Raw genomic sequence first — 17,114 nt, forward strand, 5'->3', positions numbered from 1 at the left:
GCGTTTTTTATTTTCTTATTCGACTGACTTCAACGCTTCGATCATGTCCACTTGTTTCAGCTTGCGGTGCATGATCAGCATGACGACGCTTGAGAACAATAAAGACAGCAGGCCTGAGTAAAGGTAACTGATCGGCATGATGGTCGGCGGGAACATCATGAAGTCGATTTCCACCATTTTAAGTACGACTGTACTCAAAATTTTTCCGAGAACAAACCCGGACAAAATGCCCAGCAAGGTTAAGATCAACGACTCTCTGTAGATGTACATGCTCACTTCCACATCATAGAACCCCAACACTTTGATGGTAGATAGTTCCCTGATCCGCTCAGATACGTTGATGTTCGTCAGACTGTACAGGACAACGAAAGCCAATGCGGCTGCCGACACAATCAATACCAATGTGACGATGTCAAGACTCCCTAAGGTTTCAGCGAAGCTGCGGTCGACGGAGTTTATGAACGTCACCAGTGCGACAGCCTTTTCTCCCATCGCTTCGGATCCGAAGCTCCTCTCCCAACTTTCTGGTTCTTCAAACAGCAACAAATCCGTTGTCGGTTCCGCGGCTTGGATGAAAATGTCTTCGTAAAGGTTCGGCGTCAAGTAAAGGTAATGGTTGACGTAGTTCTCGGTGACAGCCTGGATCGGAACTTGATAGGTCTGCATTTCATCATTCCGGATTTCGATGCTGTCCCCCGGTCCGACGCCGGCCAAATTGGCCAATTTCTCAGAGATGACGGCTCCTTCATCCGTCAGTGCGATTGGTTCTTGCGTCCCGCGGTCACGCAGGCTGACAAAATCCGAAAGATTATCGGTTTCCAGCGGAGCAAAGACGGTGACGTTCTGCAGGTTCACGCCTTTTTTATCCAGCTTATAGTTCTCCTGGACCACCTTGAGATGGTCGGTTATTTCTGGGGTCGCAGCGATCAGTTCATCATAGGAGGCGATTTCTTCTTCACTCGCTTCCGGACGCATCGCCGTGATGGCATTGTAGCGCATCACATCATTGAATTGCGTGTCCGCCAATCCGGATATGGAATTTTTGATGCCGTACCCGGTCAGGATCAAGGCCGTACAGCCGGCTACGCCCAGTATCGTCATCATATTGCGCGCTTTGTAGCGCAGCAAGTTGCGTACCGTTATCTTCGAATTGAAGCTCAAGCGATCCCAAATGAACGTCAAGCGTTCCAAAAGTACGCGTTTGCCGTTCTTCGGCGCTTTCGGCCGCATCATCGCTGCCGGATTTTCTCGGAGCGAGGCATGGGCTGCCCATGCTGCCGGGCCGATGGTGCAGAGCATCGCGATAGCTATCGAAATCAGGGCATAGGACAAGTAATAGGTGATTTTCACGGAAGGTAGGCTGTACATGGACCCGTAGGCATCAAAGATGACAGCAGGGAAAATATTATAACCAGCCACCAAACCGAGCGATGTTCCTACGACGCAGGCGATTGCTGCATAAATCAAATATTTTTTGGCGATGTCGAAATCGCTGTAACCGAGGCCTTTCAGCGTCCCCATCTGTTGGCGGTGTTCATCCACCATCCGGGCCATCGTCGTGAAGCTCACCAAGGCCGCGATCAGGAAGAAGAACACCGGGAAAATCTCTGCGATCGCCGAGATGCGGTCGGCATTGTCGCGGTATTCCTGATAGCCAGGATTTCCGGACCGATCCGTCACATAGTAAACCGGTTCGATCAGATCGGCCAGCGTCTGTTTCGCTTCTGCGACCTGGCGTTCCCCTTCGGCTATCTCGATTTCTGCGTCTGCGCGCTCAGCTGTGAAGGTGGCCAAGCCTTCTTGATAATCCTCTTCGCCCTGCTGGATTTCCTGCCAAGCTTCGGATAGGGCCTGCTCTCCGCTCACACGCTGACTTTCCAACTCAGCCCAACCGTTGTTGATCTGTGCCTGTCCGGCTTCCAGTAGGGCGAACGCCGATTCCAATTCCAATCTGCCGTTCTCCAAAGCTGTTCCTTGTTCGGCGAATTGCGCATCGGCGGCTGCGATTTGGGCTTCGGCATCGGCCATGAATGCCGCAAGTTTTTCTTCCAACAGTTGTTGCTGCTGAACTAATTCTTCACCTTTGGCAGCCAGTTCAGCGCCGGCTTCCTCCAAAAGGCGTTGTTCTTCCAATAGAGCCGCCTCTTCAGTCGCGCTTTCCGCCTGGAAGGCCGCGGCTGCTGCGGTTAGGGCTTCTTGCCGGATCGCTAAGGAGGCTCCCGCTTGCTCCAAAGCGCTTTGACGGCTTGCCAAATCCGCTTCAGTTTGCGCCAGAGCCGCTTGTTCGGTATCCAAAGTCGTTTGTTGATCGGCTAAGGCCGCCAAGCGCTCTGCCACGCTGGGGTCCGTTTCTGGATCCAAAGCTGCCAAGGCGTCCCTTTCTGCATCGATGGCGGCTTGTCTTGCGGAGAATTCCGCTTGTTTGGTTGCTTTTTCCGTTTGGAAAGCTGTCATATCAGCGGTGAAAAGGGTCAGTTCGTTCTGATAAGCTGCTCCATCCGTCTCCAGACTCGTCTGCTCAGCCAGCAACAATTCGCCTTTTGTGGCTAAAGCGGTTGCCCGTTCCTGCAGCTCCACAGCTTTGGCTTCCAGTGAGGCTTGGGTCGCTCCAACTTCGGCTTGCCCATCCAATAAAGCCTGCGCCAAATCAGCGATTTCATTGCCCTCCGGCGTATCAGGCAGACTTGCCAGCAACACGTCCACGGAAGCATCCGAACCGGTTTGTCCTTGCAGGGAGTCTTTCTGCGTCTCCCAGGCAACTTTCGCCTCGTCGTAGAGCGCTTTTTTTTCCAGATATGTCGCCAAGCCTGCACGGTATTCGGCCATGCCCGCATCGATTTCAGCTTGGGTGGTGGCTAACGTGTTCTCGGCTTTTGCGATCTCATCCAGAAACAACTGGCGATTTTCTTCATAGGCCGCTGTCCCGTCATCCAATTGTTGCCGGGCATCCTGCAGTTCCTGCTCGGCTTCCGCAAGTTTGTCTTTCCCTTCCTGCAGTTCATCTTCCGCATCTTTGATTTTCCGCTGACCTTCTGCACGGATTTCGTTGATGCGTTCCAACGGTCTCCCGTTCAAGGCGAGCTCCACTTCATCGGCCAGGCTGTCAACCTGATCATCATAGCTATCCGTGTAGCCGGTTTCCGCCGCATCGGGAGCGATCGTCAGGTAAGCCTCCGTGTAGATGCTGCCGAGCATGTCCGAATCGGGCACGACAACGAAAGCATCCAAGCTGCCTTTCCCGACGTTCGTAGAGCCACGCATCATCGTTTCGATGTACATCGGCGAGTCTACGAAACCGACGACTGTGTATTCCTGCTCTTTCAAGGAAATGCGGTTTTCCTTATCCTCCTCCGAGAGCCCTTCATCGGACTCATGGCGGAAGCTGACGGTATCCCCGATCTGATAAGTCTCCATCAGATTCTGTTTGGCATCCAAAGCGATTTCCCCGCTTTTTTTCGGCAACCTGCCGTCGACGACCGCATATTCATTGACCGGATCCGCACCGCTTTGCAGCGGGAAGACTTTTACGAGGAAGTCACTGCCTTCCATTTCGATATCCACCGTTCGCATCGGATGGACAGCCAGATCGGCCGTTTTAGCCAGAATGGCGATGTCCGCTTCTTCCAAGCCATAAGTGGACAAAACCTTCAGGTCATACAGGTTATTTTCTTCATAATATTGGTTGGCGGTATCCAGCATATCCGGACCCGCCGCTTTGATGCCGGCAAAGAAGGCCACGCCCAAGGTGATGATGGCCAAGAGCGCTAGAAAGCGCGCCTTGCTCTTGCCTATCTCTATCCAAATGTCTTTCCATAGCGCTTTTTTCTTCATCGTCTTCCCCTCCTACCATTCGATTTCAGATACTGGTTTAGGGTTCGGATTTTCATGGACAGCCCGCACTTTGGCATTGTTGATTTCGATGATCCGGTTAGCCATGGCTGCGATGGCTTGGTTGTGCGTGATGACGATGACGGTCGTTCCGGTGTCTAGGCACGTATCTTGAAGTAATTTGAGCACTTGTTTGCCCGTTTCGTAATCCAACGCACCTGTCGGCTCATCGCAAAGCAACAGCTTGGGCTGCTTCGCCAAGGCGCGGGCAATGGCCACGCGTTGCTGTTCGCCTCCGGAGAGCTGCGCTGGAAAGTTATCCATGCGCTCACCCAAACCTACTTCCCGCATGACTTCGGCAGCGTCACGGGCATGTGGGGAGATCTGCGAGGCCAGCTCGACGTTCTCCTTCGCGGTCAAGTTAGGCACCAGATTGTAGAACTGGAAAACGAAACCGACATCCCGCCTTCTGTAGGTCGTCAAGGCCTTCGAAGTGAACTGGGAGATATCCACCCCATCGATGCTGATGTGACCTTCATCGGCATCATCCATCCCGCCGAGAATATTCAAAACAGTGGATTTCCCGGCTCCACTGGGCCCTAATATCACTACGAACTCCCCTTCGTTGATGTCGAAGCTGATTTTGTCGTTGGCTGTGATTCTGGTCTCGCCCATCTGATAAAATTTGCTGACATTCTTTAAGGAAATGTATGCCATTCTGTATCCCTTCATTTCTGGATTGATTTGTATTTCGAAGCTTTCCGAAAAAATTATCCGCAATATATTTACCTATTATAATACTACAATCGTATACAAAAGAGCGCAGAAATGCAATCAGAGTCCTCATCTTTGGTTAAGCCCACCTCAGATGTGTATGCAAAAAACGACCCGGGAAACCTGAACGTTTCTCCTGAGGTCGTTTTTCAGTGCCTAAACAGTCCTATTCAACGATGTTGTTGGCGATTTTATCCAAAGTGCGTGGCCGGTCATGCAGATAGCCATGCGGATAGCCCGCCACCATTCCGGCGACAGGCGTGAATCCTTCCGGAATCCCCATTTTTCCGCGGATCCCTTCAGCATCCAGCGTGCCGTCCATGATGATTCCCATCACGAAACAACTGCCCAACAGTTCAGCGGTTGCCTGTAGGTGCATATTTTCTACGATTGCGGCTGCGCTTGCGATGCTGCCTGGTTTAGCCGGTTCCTTGGCGGAAACAACGAAAAAGGCAGATGCTCCGTACAAGGGATCTCTGTCCGTATTGCCGGTCACTTCCTTCGCCATAGATGTAATCGCTGCCAAAATTTCCGGATTTTTTATGACTGTGATATGGTAATCCTCAAAACGGCCGCGGCTGATCGGTGCATTTTGCCCGGCTTGCAGCATGAGTTCCACTTGCCCCTGTGACAGCCCGAACTTTTGGAAGCTGCGTGTTGTTTGTCTCGTATGCATTACTTTCATAAAATCCATTTCATTTCCCTCACTTCTTCAAAATTAACTGTACTCTATGGCTATTATACCCTTTCGGGCACAAAAAATGAACGGAAATCAAGGCTTACAGAAAAAAATCATTCTGCACGATCGCTGCTTAGCTGTTCAGCAATCAAAGCCCCGTTTCCGTCCAAGAGGGAGGTGTTCTTCTGCGGGTACAGAAGAGGAAAAAGAAACGATTATCTTTGGGTATGAACATAGTATAGCCGTGATATTTGAATATTTAATGAAGGAAAGCCTATTTTTTAGTGATCATGTTGCGAAGAAAGCCGTTTTCAGATAGACAGATCTGTGATAAAGTAAGTGCAGCAAAAGATCGGAGAAATTAAATAATATGAAAACACGCATCATTATTGTCGGTGGAGGTTCGAGCGGTCTGATGGCGGCTTGCACCGCTGCCGAAGCAGGAGCTGAAGTGACGCTCCTCGAACAAAATCCAAGTCTCGGGAAAAAATTGCTTTTGACAGGCGGTGGACGCTGCAACGTCACCAACAATCGTCCCGAAGAGGAAATCATCCGGCACATTCCCGGAAACGGAAAATTCCTGCACAGCAGCTTTACCCAATTCAGTCAATATGACATCATGACCTTCTTTATCGAACGCGGAGTCGCCCTGAAGGAAGAGGATCACGGCCGTATGTTCCCTGTCACGGACAAAGCCCGGACTATCCTCGAAGCATTCATCGAGGAACTGAAGCGGCTACAGGTCCAGATTCGGACCAACATAAAAGTGGAACGCATCTTGATCGAAAATGGTCAGGTGACCGGTGTCCTTTTAGATAATGGCGAAATCCTCCCGGCGGATCGGATCATTCTGGCAACTGGAGGAAAGGCTCTTCCGCGCACAGGATCCAAAGGCGATGGCTATAAGTTCGCCAAGGCAGCTGGACATACCATCACGGAATTGTACCCGACCGAAGCGCCGATCACATCCGATGCGGACTTCATCCGTTCAAGCGAACTGAAGGGACTTTCCTTGCGCAATGTTGCCCTCAGCATTAAAAATAAAAAAGGCAAAACAGTCGTGTCCCACCAGATGGACATGATTTTCACACACTTCGGCGTATCAGGTCCCGCCGCTTTACGTTGTTCGATGTTTGTCCACCAGACAATGAAGCGCGATAAAACCGAGACCGTCAAGATGTCCTTGGATGTCCTGCCGGAACTTTCATTGGGTGCCGTCGAGCAACAGTTGCAGAAACTCATCAAGGCCCAACCGGAAAAGAGCGTCAAAAACGGCTGGAAAGACTTGATGCCGGAGCGTTACCTACTTTTCGGTTGCAGCCAGGCCGCTATCGATCCCCAGAAGTCCCTGAAGGAATTGACGCCGAAGGAAATCAAAGCTTTCGCCGACTTCTGCAAAAGTTTCTCCTTCGAAGTGAACGGCACGCATCCATTGGATAAAGCCTTTGTCACCGGCGGGGGCGTCTCCACGAAGGAAATCAATCCGAAAACGATGGAGAGCAAACTGACGCAGGGGCTTTATTTCTGCGGCGAACTGATCGACTACAACGGCTACACAGGCGGCTACAACATCACCGGCGCCTTTGTTACAGGGCACACAGCTGGGCAGCATGCCGCTGCAAATCTGCACGAATAACAGCATTCATCAGTAAAGAGAACGGAGCCACCTCATTTTGAGGCGGCTCCGTTCTCTTTTTTCTTTTGGTTTATGGGGCACTGAGGGGCGAAGGGATACGGATATTCCCGGTTCCTTCGGCCTATCTTGCCAGTTTCTTGATGACGAAGACTTTTAGGTAATCGCTGGTCTTGCTGCCTGCCGGAACAGCGAAGTCGCTCGGCAGATGGAAGGTTTCCAGGATACGGTAGTCACAATGGCTGTTCTTGAAGGCTTGGTCGATATCCTGTTTGAAATTCTTTTCCTTGTAGTTGGCGGCGTTCGAAGAAACGATCAGTGTACCATCCGGTGCGGTGATCTGGATCAACTCCTCCAACAACTGAGTGTAATCCTTTGTGACCGAGAAAGTCCGTTTTTTGGTGCGGGCAAAGCTCGGCGGATCGATGATGGTCACGTCATACTGCAATTCTTTGCGGATGGCATAGCGGATGAAATCGAAGACATCCATGACATAGATTTTTTGCGCCTCGACATCCAGATTGTTGACGGCGAATTGTTCTTTGGTGCGTTCCAACGAACGGTTTGCAACATCGACACTTGTTGTTTCGATTGCTCCGCCCATGGCTGCAGCGACCGAGAAAGCACCCGTGTAGCTGAAGGTGTTCAATACCCGTTTGCCTGCCGCATAATGCTCCGTCAGAGCACCGCGTACGTCGCGCTGATCCAGGAATATGCCCGTCATCAGCCCATCGTCCAGATATGTCGCATAGTTGATGCCGTTCTCCTTCACGATCAGAGGCGTCGGGGCTGCTTCACCCGTGACGAAGCGGCTGATCAAGCTGTCCTTCCGTTGGAAACGGAATTTTTCATAGATGCCCTTCGTTTCCGGGAAGACCGCTTGAAAAGCACCGATGATGGCGGCTTGATAGCGGAAAATGCCTCCGCTGTACCAGGAAACCACCGCAAATCCGTCATAAAGGTCGATGGTGACACCAGGAATGCCGTCACCCTCCGCATTGAAAATCCGATAGGCAGTCGTTTCAGGGTCCGATTGCAGATCCGTGCGCTTGCGTTTCGCTTTTTCGAACTTGTTTTTGAAGAACGCTTCATCGAAATTATCCGCGTTATCCAACGAAAATACCCACCCGACGCCTTTGTTCTGCTTGGCCAAATAGGCTCTTGCGACGAACGCTTGGCGAGAATCGACAAGTTCGACGATTTCGCCCTCAGCGAAGCTGAGTTCATTTGGAAAATCCTCGAACTGCAGCAAGGGATTGCCCGCCTTAATTTTTTTTTCGCTTATTTGCGTAATGATTATTTTTTTCATTGTTTTCTTCCTTTATAGTCAATTGTCCGTTCTGCACTACTGTGTTTTTTTGAAGATACCCAGATGCCGTAGCCGATTGCAGCACCCAACGTGTTGAAGAAGACATCATCGATATGCGTCACGCCCGTCTGAAAGATGAGCTGGAGGAACTCGATCATGGCGGAAAAAAGAAAGCCGATCGCTGTCACTTTGAGGAAACTGCATTTTTTCCTGAACAGATAAGGACCCACGAAGCCCAACGGCATAAACCAGACGACGTTCCCCCACGAATTATACCAGGCCGAAAACCCGGAGTCCCCGTAAAATAGTTTGACCGTATCCACCAATGGCACCCAATGGATCGCCGACCAATCGATCTTGTGATACTCGACGGTCCAGAAGGTCTCTTCGTTGCGGAAAACCGTCAGTTGAAGCAGCAGCACGATGTAGATAAACAGAGCATGCAGCAATCCTTCCTTATATAAGGGGATTTTTTTGCCCGTCTTGCGATGTCTGTGCAGCAGATAGGCCGCCCGCAGGACCAGCCAAATCAAATAATACAGAATGGTCTTGTCCACGCTGTTGAAAACTAATTGTATGAGCGGAAAATGATTGACGGATGATTCCAGAGAAGCAGCCACCCACTCATACGGTCCTTGTAAAAATATCATAATCTATGCTCACCTTTGTCAGTTTTGTTCCTTTGATCAGATACATGGAAAGACCCATTTTCTCGAAAAATCATAAAAAAAGCAACCGTTCTTGATAAAAACTTAGGAAAAACTTTACGGTGCTTCGATTGACTATCAAAAGCATTCAGAATATAATGACACTAGCTCATTTTACATAAAATTCACAAATAGCACACATTACCTTTAAAAATTCACATGAAATTTACATGTGTTCCACAAGATATCATAGGAGGTCTCTTTTTTGAAACAAAAATTAACTGAACAGTTGCAGACGCGATTCGGATTTTTCCTGTTCGCCGTCGTCCTTTTCTGGCTGAAGACCTATTTCGCTTACCACACAGCGTTCTCTTTAGGCGTAGACGGCTGGTTCCAGCAGCTGATTCTTTTTATCAACCCGGTCGCAACGACCTTATTGATTCTGGGAATTTCCCTTTTTGTGAAGAATCCTAAAAAAGGTTACCGAAGCTTGCTTGCTCTGTACATGCTGAATTCGATCCTGTTGTTCGCAAACATCGTCTATTACCGCGAATTTACGGATTTCTTGACGATCAAGACCATCTTCGGTTCTGCCAATGCAACTAAAAATCTAGGTTCCGGCGTCATCGCCATGATGCAGCCGATCGACCTGTTCTACTGGATCGATGCTTTCGTGCTCGTCTACGTCTATAAGAAATTCGTCAGCAAAAACCGCGACGAACGCATCTTCAAGAAAAGATGGGCATTTGCGACAGTCGCCGCTTCAATCGCTCTTTTTGCCGCTAACTTAGGTCTGGCTGAAATCAGCCGCCCGCAGTTGCTGACGAGAACTTTTGACCGCAACTATATCGTAAAATACTTGGGTATCAATGTCTATACTCTCTATGATGGAATCAAGACAGCCCAAGCCAACCAAGTGCGTGCAAGCGCGGATAGCTCAGATATGGCTACTGTTCTTGATTACTTGGGTGCACATTACGCCGAGCCGAACGAAACGTACTTCGGCCAAGCAGAAGGAAAAAATGTCGTCTACATCCATCTGGAAAGTATGCAACAGTTCCTGATTGATTTGTCACTTACAGATGAAACAGGCACGACGGCAGAAGTGACGCCGTTCCTGAATAGCTTGTACCACAGCAATGATTCCTACAGTTACAGCAACATTTTCCACCAGACCGGACAAGGAAAAACAAGTGATGCCGAACTGATGCTGGATAATTCCCTGTTCGGATTGCCGCAAGGATCAGCCTTCACACAGATCGGCGCGGACAACACGTTCCAATCGGCACCGGCCATCTTGAGTGAAACATTTGGCTACACGTCAGCTGTTTTCCATGGCAATGTCGGCTCTTTCTGGGATCGCGATAATGTTTACAAATCTTTTGATTATGATTATTTCTTCGATGCCGACAGCAGCTACACGCTGACGGATGAAAATTCAGTCGAGTATGGGTTGAAGGATAAATTGTTCTTCCAGGAATCGGCTCAATACCTGGAACAATTGCCGCAGCCTTTCTACGCGAAGTTCATAACTGTTTCGAACCATTTCCCGTTCCCTGAAGACGAGCTGAACAACACTTTCACTTTGGATACCGGCGATGAAACGGTTGACGGTTATTTCAATACCGTCCATTATGCCGATGAGGCTTTGGCTGAGTTCTTCCAATATATGAAGGATGCAGGACTTTATGATAATACGATTTTCGTATTGTATGGCGACCATTTCGGTATTTCCAGTTCGCGCAACGAAACGTTGGCTCCGCTCATCGGAGCGAATGCAGACTTGTGGGGTGCCTATGATGACACCATGATGCAAAAAGTCCCGTTCATCATCCATAACCCTGGTTCCGGTACCGGACAAATCAGTGATGTCTATGGCGGCCAGATTGATATCTTGCCTACTGTGATGCATCTTCTGGGTGTCGATACTTCGGCCTATGTCCAACTTGGACAGGATCTGTTGTCGGCGCAAAATGAGGGCATCGTTGTTTTCCGTAACGGAAGCATCGTAACGAGTGAATACACCATTTTAGGAAATACTGTTTATCATACGCAAACAGGTACACTTGCTTATCAGACCGAAGAAGTGATCCAAAAGGTTGCTGAAATCCGGGCGCAAGCTGAACTGCAGCTGGCTATTTCGGATCAGATCATCAATGGCGACTTGCTTCGCTTCTACACACCGGACGGATTCGTGCCTGTTGACAAGAGCCTGCACAGCTATGTGGATTCTCCAGCCGAATTGGAAGAGGACATCGCGGAATTGGGTGATCTGAACAGTTCCTTGTACTACACGAACAACGGTGTCTCAAGCGTTCCGCTTTATCAGACGGATGCCCCTGAGTTGACTGCCAACAAAGCTGCTGAAGGAACCGTAACGGAAGAACAACCCGTTACTGAGGAAGTCCCAGCAGAAGAACAGACAGAAACAGTTGAATAACCAAAATAGCTGCCGGAATTTAAAATTCCGGCAGCTATTTTTTTAACTATTTTTTTCGAGCGCTGCTTTGGTGGGCAGTGTAATCTTGAAGGTCGTTCCCTCGCCTGGATTGCTCTCCACGTCGACAGTCCCTTTGTGGTTCATCACTAAGGATTGAACCACCGCCAAACCGATTCCCGATTCACCAAATTTCGTGTTCTTTCTGGAAACATCCACTTTGTAGAACCTTTCCCAGATGCTCGTGATATCCTTCTTCTCGATACCGATTCCTGTGTCCTTGACTTGGATGATTTGCTGCTCGCCATCCCGGAACGATGACAAGGTAATCGTTCCGTTTTTCGTGAATTGAATAGCGTTCTGTGTGAGGTTCACCATGATCTGGATAAAACGGTCATAATCCGCGTAGATCCGGTGCGGTGCATCCACATGAACGATGATCAGGTCATCCTTCTCCTGCGCTTTTGCCCGCATCTGTTCCGCGACATTCTCCAGCGCTTCCTTAGCAGAAAACTCCTGCTTCACTAAAATGATTTGATTGGAACGGATTTTTTCATAGTCCAGGTTTTCATTCACCAAACGGATCAGCCTTTTGGTTTCTTTTTGCATCAGTTGCATGCTCCGGTCCCGACGTCCTTCGGGAATCATGTGGTGCTGAATCCCTTCCAGGATGCCGTTAATCGTCGTGAGCGGCGTGCGCATCTCATGGGCTACGTCCATCATGAACTGACGCCTTAAATTTTCTTGGCGTTCCACTTCCTCGTTGGAGGCTTTCAAAGACCTTGCCATTTGGTTAAAATCCTCCGACAGCTCATCAAATTCATCCTTGTGGTGATTCTCCAACGAGATATCAAAATTGCCTGACGCAATCTCATGGGTGGCCCTCCGCATGCGCTTGATGCGCCTTGTCAGATAATTGGCGATGCCGAGGCTTAAGACGATCGCGATGCCCCCGGAAGTCAGCACTGCCACAAGCAGATTGTGTTCAACTTCATTGATTTCGTCCTCGATCCCTTTTACCGGCGAGCCTACCGCTATGAAGCCTGTGAACTCGGCCGTAGTCGCATTAAAAAGCGGGAGATAAACCGTCAAGAAGCGTTTTTTTTCGTTCAGGAAGCCGCGATCCCGCTCCGTCAAAGAAATCCGTTCCCCTTCCGAGAGCCGCTCAAAATCCTCCATGCTGATCCCGCTCGTATACAGATCCGTCGCTTGCGGGTAAACCATATGGTCTTCTGCATCAAAGATGGCAAACGAGACGTCCTGGTTGGACACCAAAGTCGAACCGCTTTCCAGTTGCTGGATTGTCATGTTCTGATCGATGATCGATTCGGCATATCCATACAGCTGTGTCTCTTTCTCGTCGTAGACATTACCGGTGACGTATTGGATGATCAGGACGCCGGTCGTACTGACAGTTATTAGAATCAATGCGAAAAAAGCCAGGATTTGTTGATAAACGTACTTCATTTTTCATCTACTCCGCTGTCGTCGAATTTGTAGCCTACTCCCCAAACCGTTTGGATCACTTGCGGTCCGACCGCTTCTATTTTTTGCCTCAATTTCTTGATGTGGGCATCGATTGTGCGTTCATCCCCGTAATAAGGATCTTCCCAGATCCGGGTCAAAAGATGTTCCCTCGAAAACACTTGTTTCGGGTGTTCGGCTAACAATGCGAAAAGTTCGAATTCCTTCGGCGTCAAACTTTCGATTTGTTTCCCGTCAAGATAGGCTTCACGTGTGATCGTGCTGATTTTGACATGATCGGTGAGCACATCGAAATCGTCCGTAGCCTGCACCTGCGAATGATCAACCTTAGCGCGACGGTGCATCGCTTTGATGCGGGCTATCAGGGTCAGCGGACTGAACGGCTTCGTGACATATTCATCCGCACCGATTTCCAGACCGATGACTTGGTCGCTTTCCGAATCGCGCGCCGTCAGCATAATGATCGGCACAAACTGGGAAATTTTCCTTATTTCACGGCAGACCTGCATCCCATCCATGCTTGGCAGATTCAGATCAAGGATGATCATATCCCATTTTCTGTCATCGGCCGCGAATGCCTCCAAGCCCTCTTTCCCGTCATGTTTGAATGCGGCTAGCCAGCCTTCGTTCTCAAAAAACATCGCCATCATTTCGCAGACGGCTTCATTGTCTTCTATCATCAAAATTTCCATAGCGACTCTCCTTTTCATTTCCTACATTATATCTTTTTTTCCGATAAGCGGCATCATTTCCAGCATACGATACCATATACCTTTGAAGTTTCTGTGATTAAATAAGGAAATCGCTGTTCTCGACAGAAAAAGCCCCGGATTACGGGGCTTTACGGCAGAAGCATCAGACTGCTTCCTGTTCTCTTTTCGCTTCCACGAAATACAATTCTTCCACGACCAACTCGACCACATAGACGTGCTGTTCCTGCTTGTTCACATAAGAACGCGAAACCAAATGGCCATTGACACCAATCTGGTTGCCTTTGGCGCAATACTGCTCCACCAAGTTTGCGGTCGCTCCCCAAAAAACTACAGGGATGAAATCCGCCTGCGGTTGGCCTTCATCCGCTTTCCTTAAACGCTGCACAGCTAACGTATTGTTGCAGACTTGCCTTTCGCCATTGACCTGTTGCACTTGGATGGGCCGCACCAGCCGCCCGATTAACGATACTTGATTCATCCTTCCATTCCTCCTTCAGATTGACTTACTGCCTATAATATCCGCAAAAAAGGAGGCATGATTTTTTACCGTAAAAAAAACCTAAAGACTTTTCTTTGTCTCCAGGTTTTTTTATTAGCGGACGGCTTTCCCCATCCGCAAAGAATCGGCGTAGTCGTTTATTTTTCGCAAACGGTGGTTGATGCCGGATTTGGATATGACTCCGCTCGGTATCATTTCACCAAGTTCCTTCAGGCTGATGTCGGGATTTTCCAAGCGGATCACGGCGATTTCCTTCAACTTGTCGGGCAATCTCCCCAGGCCTACCGTCGCTTCGATGAATTCGATGTTGGCAATCTGTTTTGCCGCCGCATCAATCGTCTTGTTCATATTCGCGTTTTCGCAATTCACGAGGCGATTGACAGAATTGCGCATGTCTCGGATAATCCGCACGTCCTCAAACTTCATCATCGCATTATGGGCACCAATCAGTGCCAAAAAATCGGCAATCTTCTCGGCTTCCTTGAGATAAGTGATGAATCCGTTGCGGCGCTCGATCGTCCGCGCATTCAGGTCAAAGTGATTCATCATATCGCAGATGTCCTGGTTGTGGTCTTCATAGTTGGAATAGATTTCCAGATGGTAACGGCTCGTTTCCGGGCTGTTCACCGAACCCCCTGCCATAAATGCGCCGCGCAGATAAGAGCGTTCCTTCTGGTTATTGTTCATGATATCCTCGGAAACTTGCGTCTTGAAGGACAGCCCGTCGAAAATGCTCAGATCACTCAGCAATTCCGTGACGCCCTGCTTCAGGCGCACAATATAGACATTATTCTTCTTCAGCTTCATTTTACGACGCACCAACAATTCGCTTTCGAATGAGTAGTGATCCTTCAAGAGAATGTACATCCGTCTGGCGATTGCCGCATTTTCTGTCTGGACATTCAGGACAAATGACTGATTATAGATGCTGACCGATCCGCTCATCCTGATCAACGCGGTCAATTCGGCTTTCGCATGTTCGCGGTGCACTTCCAATGTTGTTAATTCTTTTTTTACTTCAGATGCAAAAGACATATATGCCTCCTTTCCGACAGCTTCTTTCGATCAGAAAAAAGGTCAACAGATAGTTTTGATATTAGAGATCAGATTGATCAGTTCCGAAACGACTTTTTTGCCGTCGTGGTACACGCCACCGTTCTTCATATCCAGGAAATCCGCAGAAATGACACGGCAGTTTTCTTCGCGTAATCCTTTGAAATCATGGCGTACCTGCAACAGATATTCTTCGTCGGCTTGTTGATTGAGGTATTCATCCGGCACTTTTTCCGTGTTCACCAGGATGGTGTCGATGAATTTCGCTTTCAGATGGTCATGCAATACCTTGATGTGCTCGGCATCGCTGAAGCCCTCTGTCTCGCCCAATTGCGTCATGATGTTGCAGATGTATACTTTCTCGGCTTTGGTCTCGATGACCGCTTGCCCCAGGTCACTGATCATCAAGTTAGGCAAAATGCTCGTATACAGGCTTCCCGGGCCGATGACGACCATATCCGCCTCCAGGATGCTGTTGATGACGTGACGGGAGGCGACGGCCTCCCTTGTTTCATCCAACGGCTTGACATACACCCGTTCGATTTTTTTGCGGCCATTTGCGATTTTCGACTCGCCTTTGATGACCGTACCGTCCTTGAACTCTGCGTAGAGTGAGAGCGGCTCATCAGCTGCGGCATAAATTTTGCCTTTTACACCCATCATGACGGACAGCAATCGAATGGCATCAAAAATGTTCCCTTTCATTTCAGTCAGGGCCACGATGACGAGGTTTCCGATTGCGTGCCCAGAAATGAAGGAATCCTTTGAATCGAAACGGTACTGGAAAATGTCCTTTTCCAATTTTGGCATATCAGAGAGCGCAATCAGGCAGTTGCGGATATCCCCGGGAGGCACAATGTTGACATGGTCGCGGATGATACCACTGCTGCCGCCATCATCAGCCACCGTGACGATGGCGGTGATATCCGTGTTGTGGTTCTTCAGTTCTTCCAGAATGACCGGCAAGCCCGTTCCGCCGCCGATAACGACGATTTTCTTCGTTCTGCTCGGGTTTTGACTCATGACCGATTCACCGTCTCTTTGCGTTTATTCCGATCACGATGGGTCGTATTCACTTGATAGCCCGCACTCTTCAATTGCACACTGGTGCGTTCCGCCAATGCGACCGAGCGGTGTTGTCCGCCTGTGCAGCCGATGGCGATGTTCACGCTGGTCTTGCCTTCTTTTTTATAACCGGGAATGATGTATTCCAACAGATCGATGAATTTCTTGTAAAATATTTCCGTCTCCGATTGCTTCATGACATAATCGTAGACAGGCTTATCCAGTCCCGTCAACGGACGCAGTTCATCAACGTAATGCGGATTCGGCAGGAAGCGGACATCCATGACGATGTCGGCATCAATCGGCAAGCCATATTTGAAACCGAAAGAGACGACTTCGATATGAAAAACATCCTTATCATCCACTTTGAAAGTATCCAGCAGACGCTCCCGTAATTGGCGCGGTGTTGTTTCGCTCGTATCGATGACCAACTGCGACCGATTGCGGATGTCCTCAAGCAGTTCCCTCTCTTTGCGGATCCCTTCCAACACGGTTCCGCCTGATTGGGTCAAGGGATGGCTTCTTCTTGTCTCTTTGTATCGGGAAACAAGCACATCGTCCTTTGAATCAAGGAAAATGACCTTAGTTGTGATGAAGGAAGTATTGTCCAAACTGTCCACAGCAGACATGATTTCTTCAAAGAAAGCGCGTGAGCGCAGATCGATCACTAAGCAGATCCGGCTGATTTTACCCGATTCCTTTACAAGCTCCCAAAATTTCGGTAATAAACTTGGGGGCATATTATCTATACAAAAATAGCCTAAATCTTCAAATGTCTGCAAGGCCACCGTTTTTCCGGCGCCGCTCATCCCCGTTATGACTACCAATTCGAGAGTGTCTGCCATTATAATTCCTCCAGTCAAAAATATATATACTCATTATAACATACCGGGTGTATCATTTGTCTGTTTCTGAATATTTTAGTGTTTCTTAAGTTTTCCGGTCTTTTGGGAACTGGTCGGGATTTGTCATGGCTCTTTCTAAACGCGTTC

The 17,114-nt window shown here is 49.0% G+C and carries 13 protein-coding genes; 2 read left to right on the forward strand and 11 right to left on the reverse strand.

What is annotated here, in order from left to right; genetic code table 11:
- Positions 1-15: 15 nt before the first annotated feature.
- From C8U37_RS05405 to C8U37_RS05415, 3 genes are all read right to left on the reverse strand, one after another.
- On the reverse strand, positions 16-3,831 hold the full coding sequence (locus C8U37_RS05405) for an ABC transporter permease (RefSeq protein ID WP_108032240.1): 3,816 nt from the start codon (positions 3,829-3,831) through the stop codon (positions 16-18).
- A 12-nt stretch (positions 3,832-3,843) separates the two neighbouring features.
- Positions 3,844-4,545: an ABC transporter ATP-binding protein gene (locus tag C8U37_RS05410; RefSeq protein ID WP_086629329.1), complete on the reverse strand. Its 702-nt coding sequence runs from the start codon at positions 4,543-4,545 to the stop codon at positions 3,844-3,846.
- Between the two features lie 223 nt (positions 4,546-4,768).
- Positions 4,769-5,296 carry a nitroreductase family protein gene (locus C8U37_RS05415; RefSeq protein ID WP_108032241.1) on the reverse strand — a complete coding sequence of 176 codons (528 nt, stop codon included), beginning with the start codon at positions 5,294-5,296 and terminating at the stop codon, positions 4,769-4,771.
- Between the two features lie 355 nt (positions 5,297-5,651).
- Here C8U37_RS05415 and C8U37_RS05425 point away from each other — a divergent pair, with 355 nt between their 5' ends.
- Positions 5,652-6,917, forward strand: a complete 1,266-nt coding sequence (locus C8U37_RS05425) for a BaiN/RdsA family NAD(P)/FAD-dependent oxidoreductase (protein WP_108032243.1) — start codon at positions 5,652-5,654, stop codon at positions 6,915-6,917.
- 121 nt (positions 6,918-7,038) lie between these two features.
- Here the strand turns inward: C8U37_RS05425 and C8U37_RS05430 are convergent, their stop codons facing one another.
- Together C8U37_RS05430 and C8U37_RS05435 are read right to left on the reverse strand one after the other, a co-directional pair.
- On the reverse strand, positions 7,039-8,223 hold the full coding sequence (locus C8U37_RS05430; protein ID WP_108032244.1) for a class I SAM-dependent rRNA methyltransferase: 1,185 nt from the start codon (positions 8,221-8,223) through the stop codon (positions 7,039-7,041).
- The gene (locus C8U37_RS05435) at positions 8,220-8,873 is read right to left on the reverse strand and encodes a VanZ family protein (protein ID WP_108032245.1); all 654 of its coding nucleotides are present in this window, start codon (positions 8,871-8,873) and stop codon (positions 8,220-8,222) included. Before C8U37_RS05435 ends, C8U37_RS05430 begins: the two co-directional genes overlap by 4 nt.
- A gap of 262 nt (positions 8,874-9,135) precedes the next feature.
- Here C8U37_RS05435 and C8U37_RS05440 point away from each other — a divergent pair, with 262 nt between their 5' ends.
- The gene (locus C8U37_RS05440) at positions 9,136-11,310 is read left to right on the forward strand and encodes an LTA synthase family protein (protein WP_108032246.1); all 2,175 of its coding nucleotides are present in this window, start codon (positions 9,136-9,138) and stop codon (positions 11,308-11,310) included.
- A gap of 42 nt (positions 11,311-11,352) precedes the next feature.
- Here the strand turns inward: C8U37_RS05440 and C8U37_RS05445 are convergent, their stop codons facing one another.
- From C8U37_RS05445 to rapZ, 6 genes are all read right to left on the reverse strand, one after another.
- On the reverse strand, positions 11,353-12,774 hold the full coding sequence (locus tag C8U37_RS05445; protein WP_108032247.1) for a sensor histidine kinase: 1,422 nt from the start codon (positions 12,772-12,774) through the stop codon (positions 11,353-11,355).
- The gene (locus C8U37_RS05450) at positions 12,771-13,484 is read right to left on the reverse strand and encodes a response regulator transcription factor (RefSeq protein WP_108032248.1); all 714 of its coding nucleotides are present in this window, start codon (positions 13,482-13,484) and stop codon (positions 12,771-12,773) included. The genes C8U37_RS05445 and C8U37_RS05450 overlap by 4 nt, the downstream gene beginning before the upstream one ends.
- A 163-nt stretch (positions 13,485-13,647) precedes the next feature.
- Positions 13,648-13,983, reverse strand: coding sequence for a single-stranded DNA-binding protein (locus C8U37_RS05455; RefSeq protein WP_086943731.1), 336 nt, complete (start codon positions 13,981-13,983; stop codon positions 13,648-13,650).
- 114 nt (positions 13,984-14,097) lie between these two features.
- Positions 14,098-15,039, reverse strand: coding sequence for a DNA-binding protein WhiA (gene whiA / locus C8U37_RS05460; RefSeq protein ID WP_108032249.1), 942 nt, complete (start codon positions 15,037-15,039; stop codon positions 14,098-14,100).
- Positions 15,040-15,081: 42 nt separating this feature from the next.
- A complete protein-coding gene (locus C8U37_RS05465) occupies positions 15,082-16,080 on the reverse strand; it encodes a gluconeogenesis factor YvcK family protein (protein WP_108032250.1) in 999 nt (332 codons plus the stop codon).
- Complete coding sequence (rapZ, locus tag C8U37_RS05470; RefSeq protein WP_108032251.1) at positions 16,077-16,967, reverse strand: RNase adapter RapZ; 891 nt, start codon at positions 16,965-16,967, stop codon at positions 16,077-16,079. Before rapZ ends, C8U37_RS05465 begins: the two co-directional genes overlap by 4 nt.
- Positions 16,968-17,114 lie beyond the last annotated feature (147 nt).

It is taken from the genome of Trichococcus patagoniensis (assembly GCF_003051085.1).
Taxonomy (GTDB): Bacteria; Bacillota; Bacilli; order Lactobacillales; family Aerococcaceae; genus Trichococcus; species Trichococcus patagoniensis.

Coding starts and splice junctions, on each gene's coding strand:
- C8U37_RS05405 (WP_108032240.1), bottom strand. CDS start 3,831: ATGAAGAAAAAAGCGCTATGGAAAGACATTTGGATAGAGATAGGCAAG.
- C8U37_RS05410 (WP_086629329.1), bottom strand. CDS start 4,545: ATGGCATACATTTCCTTAAAGAATGTCAGCAAATTTTATCAGATGGGC.
- C8U37_RS05415 (WP_108032241.1), bottom strand. CDS start 5,296: ATGGATTTTATGAAAGTAATGCATACGAGACAAACAACACGCAGCTTC.
- C8U37_RS05425 (WP_108032243.1), top strand. CDS start 5,652: ATGAAAACACGCATCATTATTGTCGGTGGAGGTTCGAGCGGTCTGATG.
- C8U37_RS05430 (WP_108032244.1), bottom strand. CDS start 8,223: ATGAAAAAAATAATCATTACGCAAATAAGCGAAAAAAAAATTAAGGCG.
- C8U37_RS05435 (WP_108032245.1), bottom strand. CDS start 8,873: ATGATATTTTTACAAGGACCGTATGAGTGGGTGGCTGCTTCTCTGGAA.
- C8U37_RS05445 (WP_108032247.1), bottom strand. CDS start 12,774: ATGAAGTACGTTTATCAACAAATCCTGGCTTTTTTCGCATTGATTCTA.
- C8U37_RS05450 (WP_108032248.1), bottom strand. CDS start 13,484: ATGGAAATTTTGATGATAGAAGACAATGAAGCCGTCTGCGAAATGATG.
- C8U37_RS05455 (WP_086943731.1), bottom strand. CDS start 13,983: ATGAATCAAGTATCGTTAATCGGGCGGCTGGTGCGGCCCATCCAAGTG.
- whiA (WP_108032249.1), bottom strand. CDS start 15,039: ATGTCTTTTGCATCTGAAGTAAAAAAAGAATTAACAACATTGGAAGTG.
- C8U37_RS05465 (WP_108032250.1), bottom strand. CDS start 16,080: ATGAGTCAAAACCCGAGCAGAACGAAGAAAATCGTCGTTATCGGCGGC.
- rapZ (WP_108032251.1), bottom strand. CDS start 16,967: ATGGCAGACACTCTCGAATTGGTAGTCATAACGGGGATGAGCGGCGCC.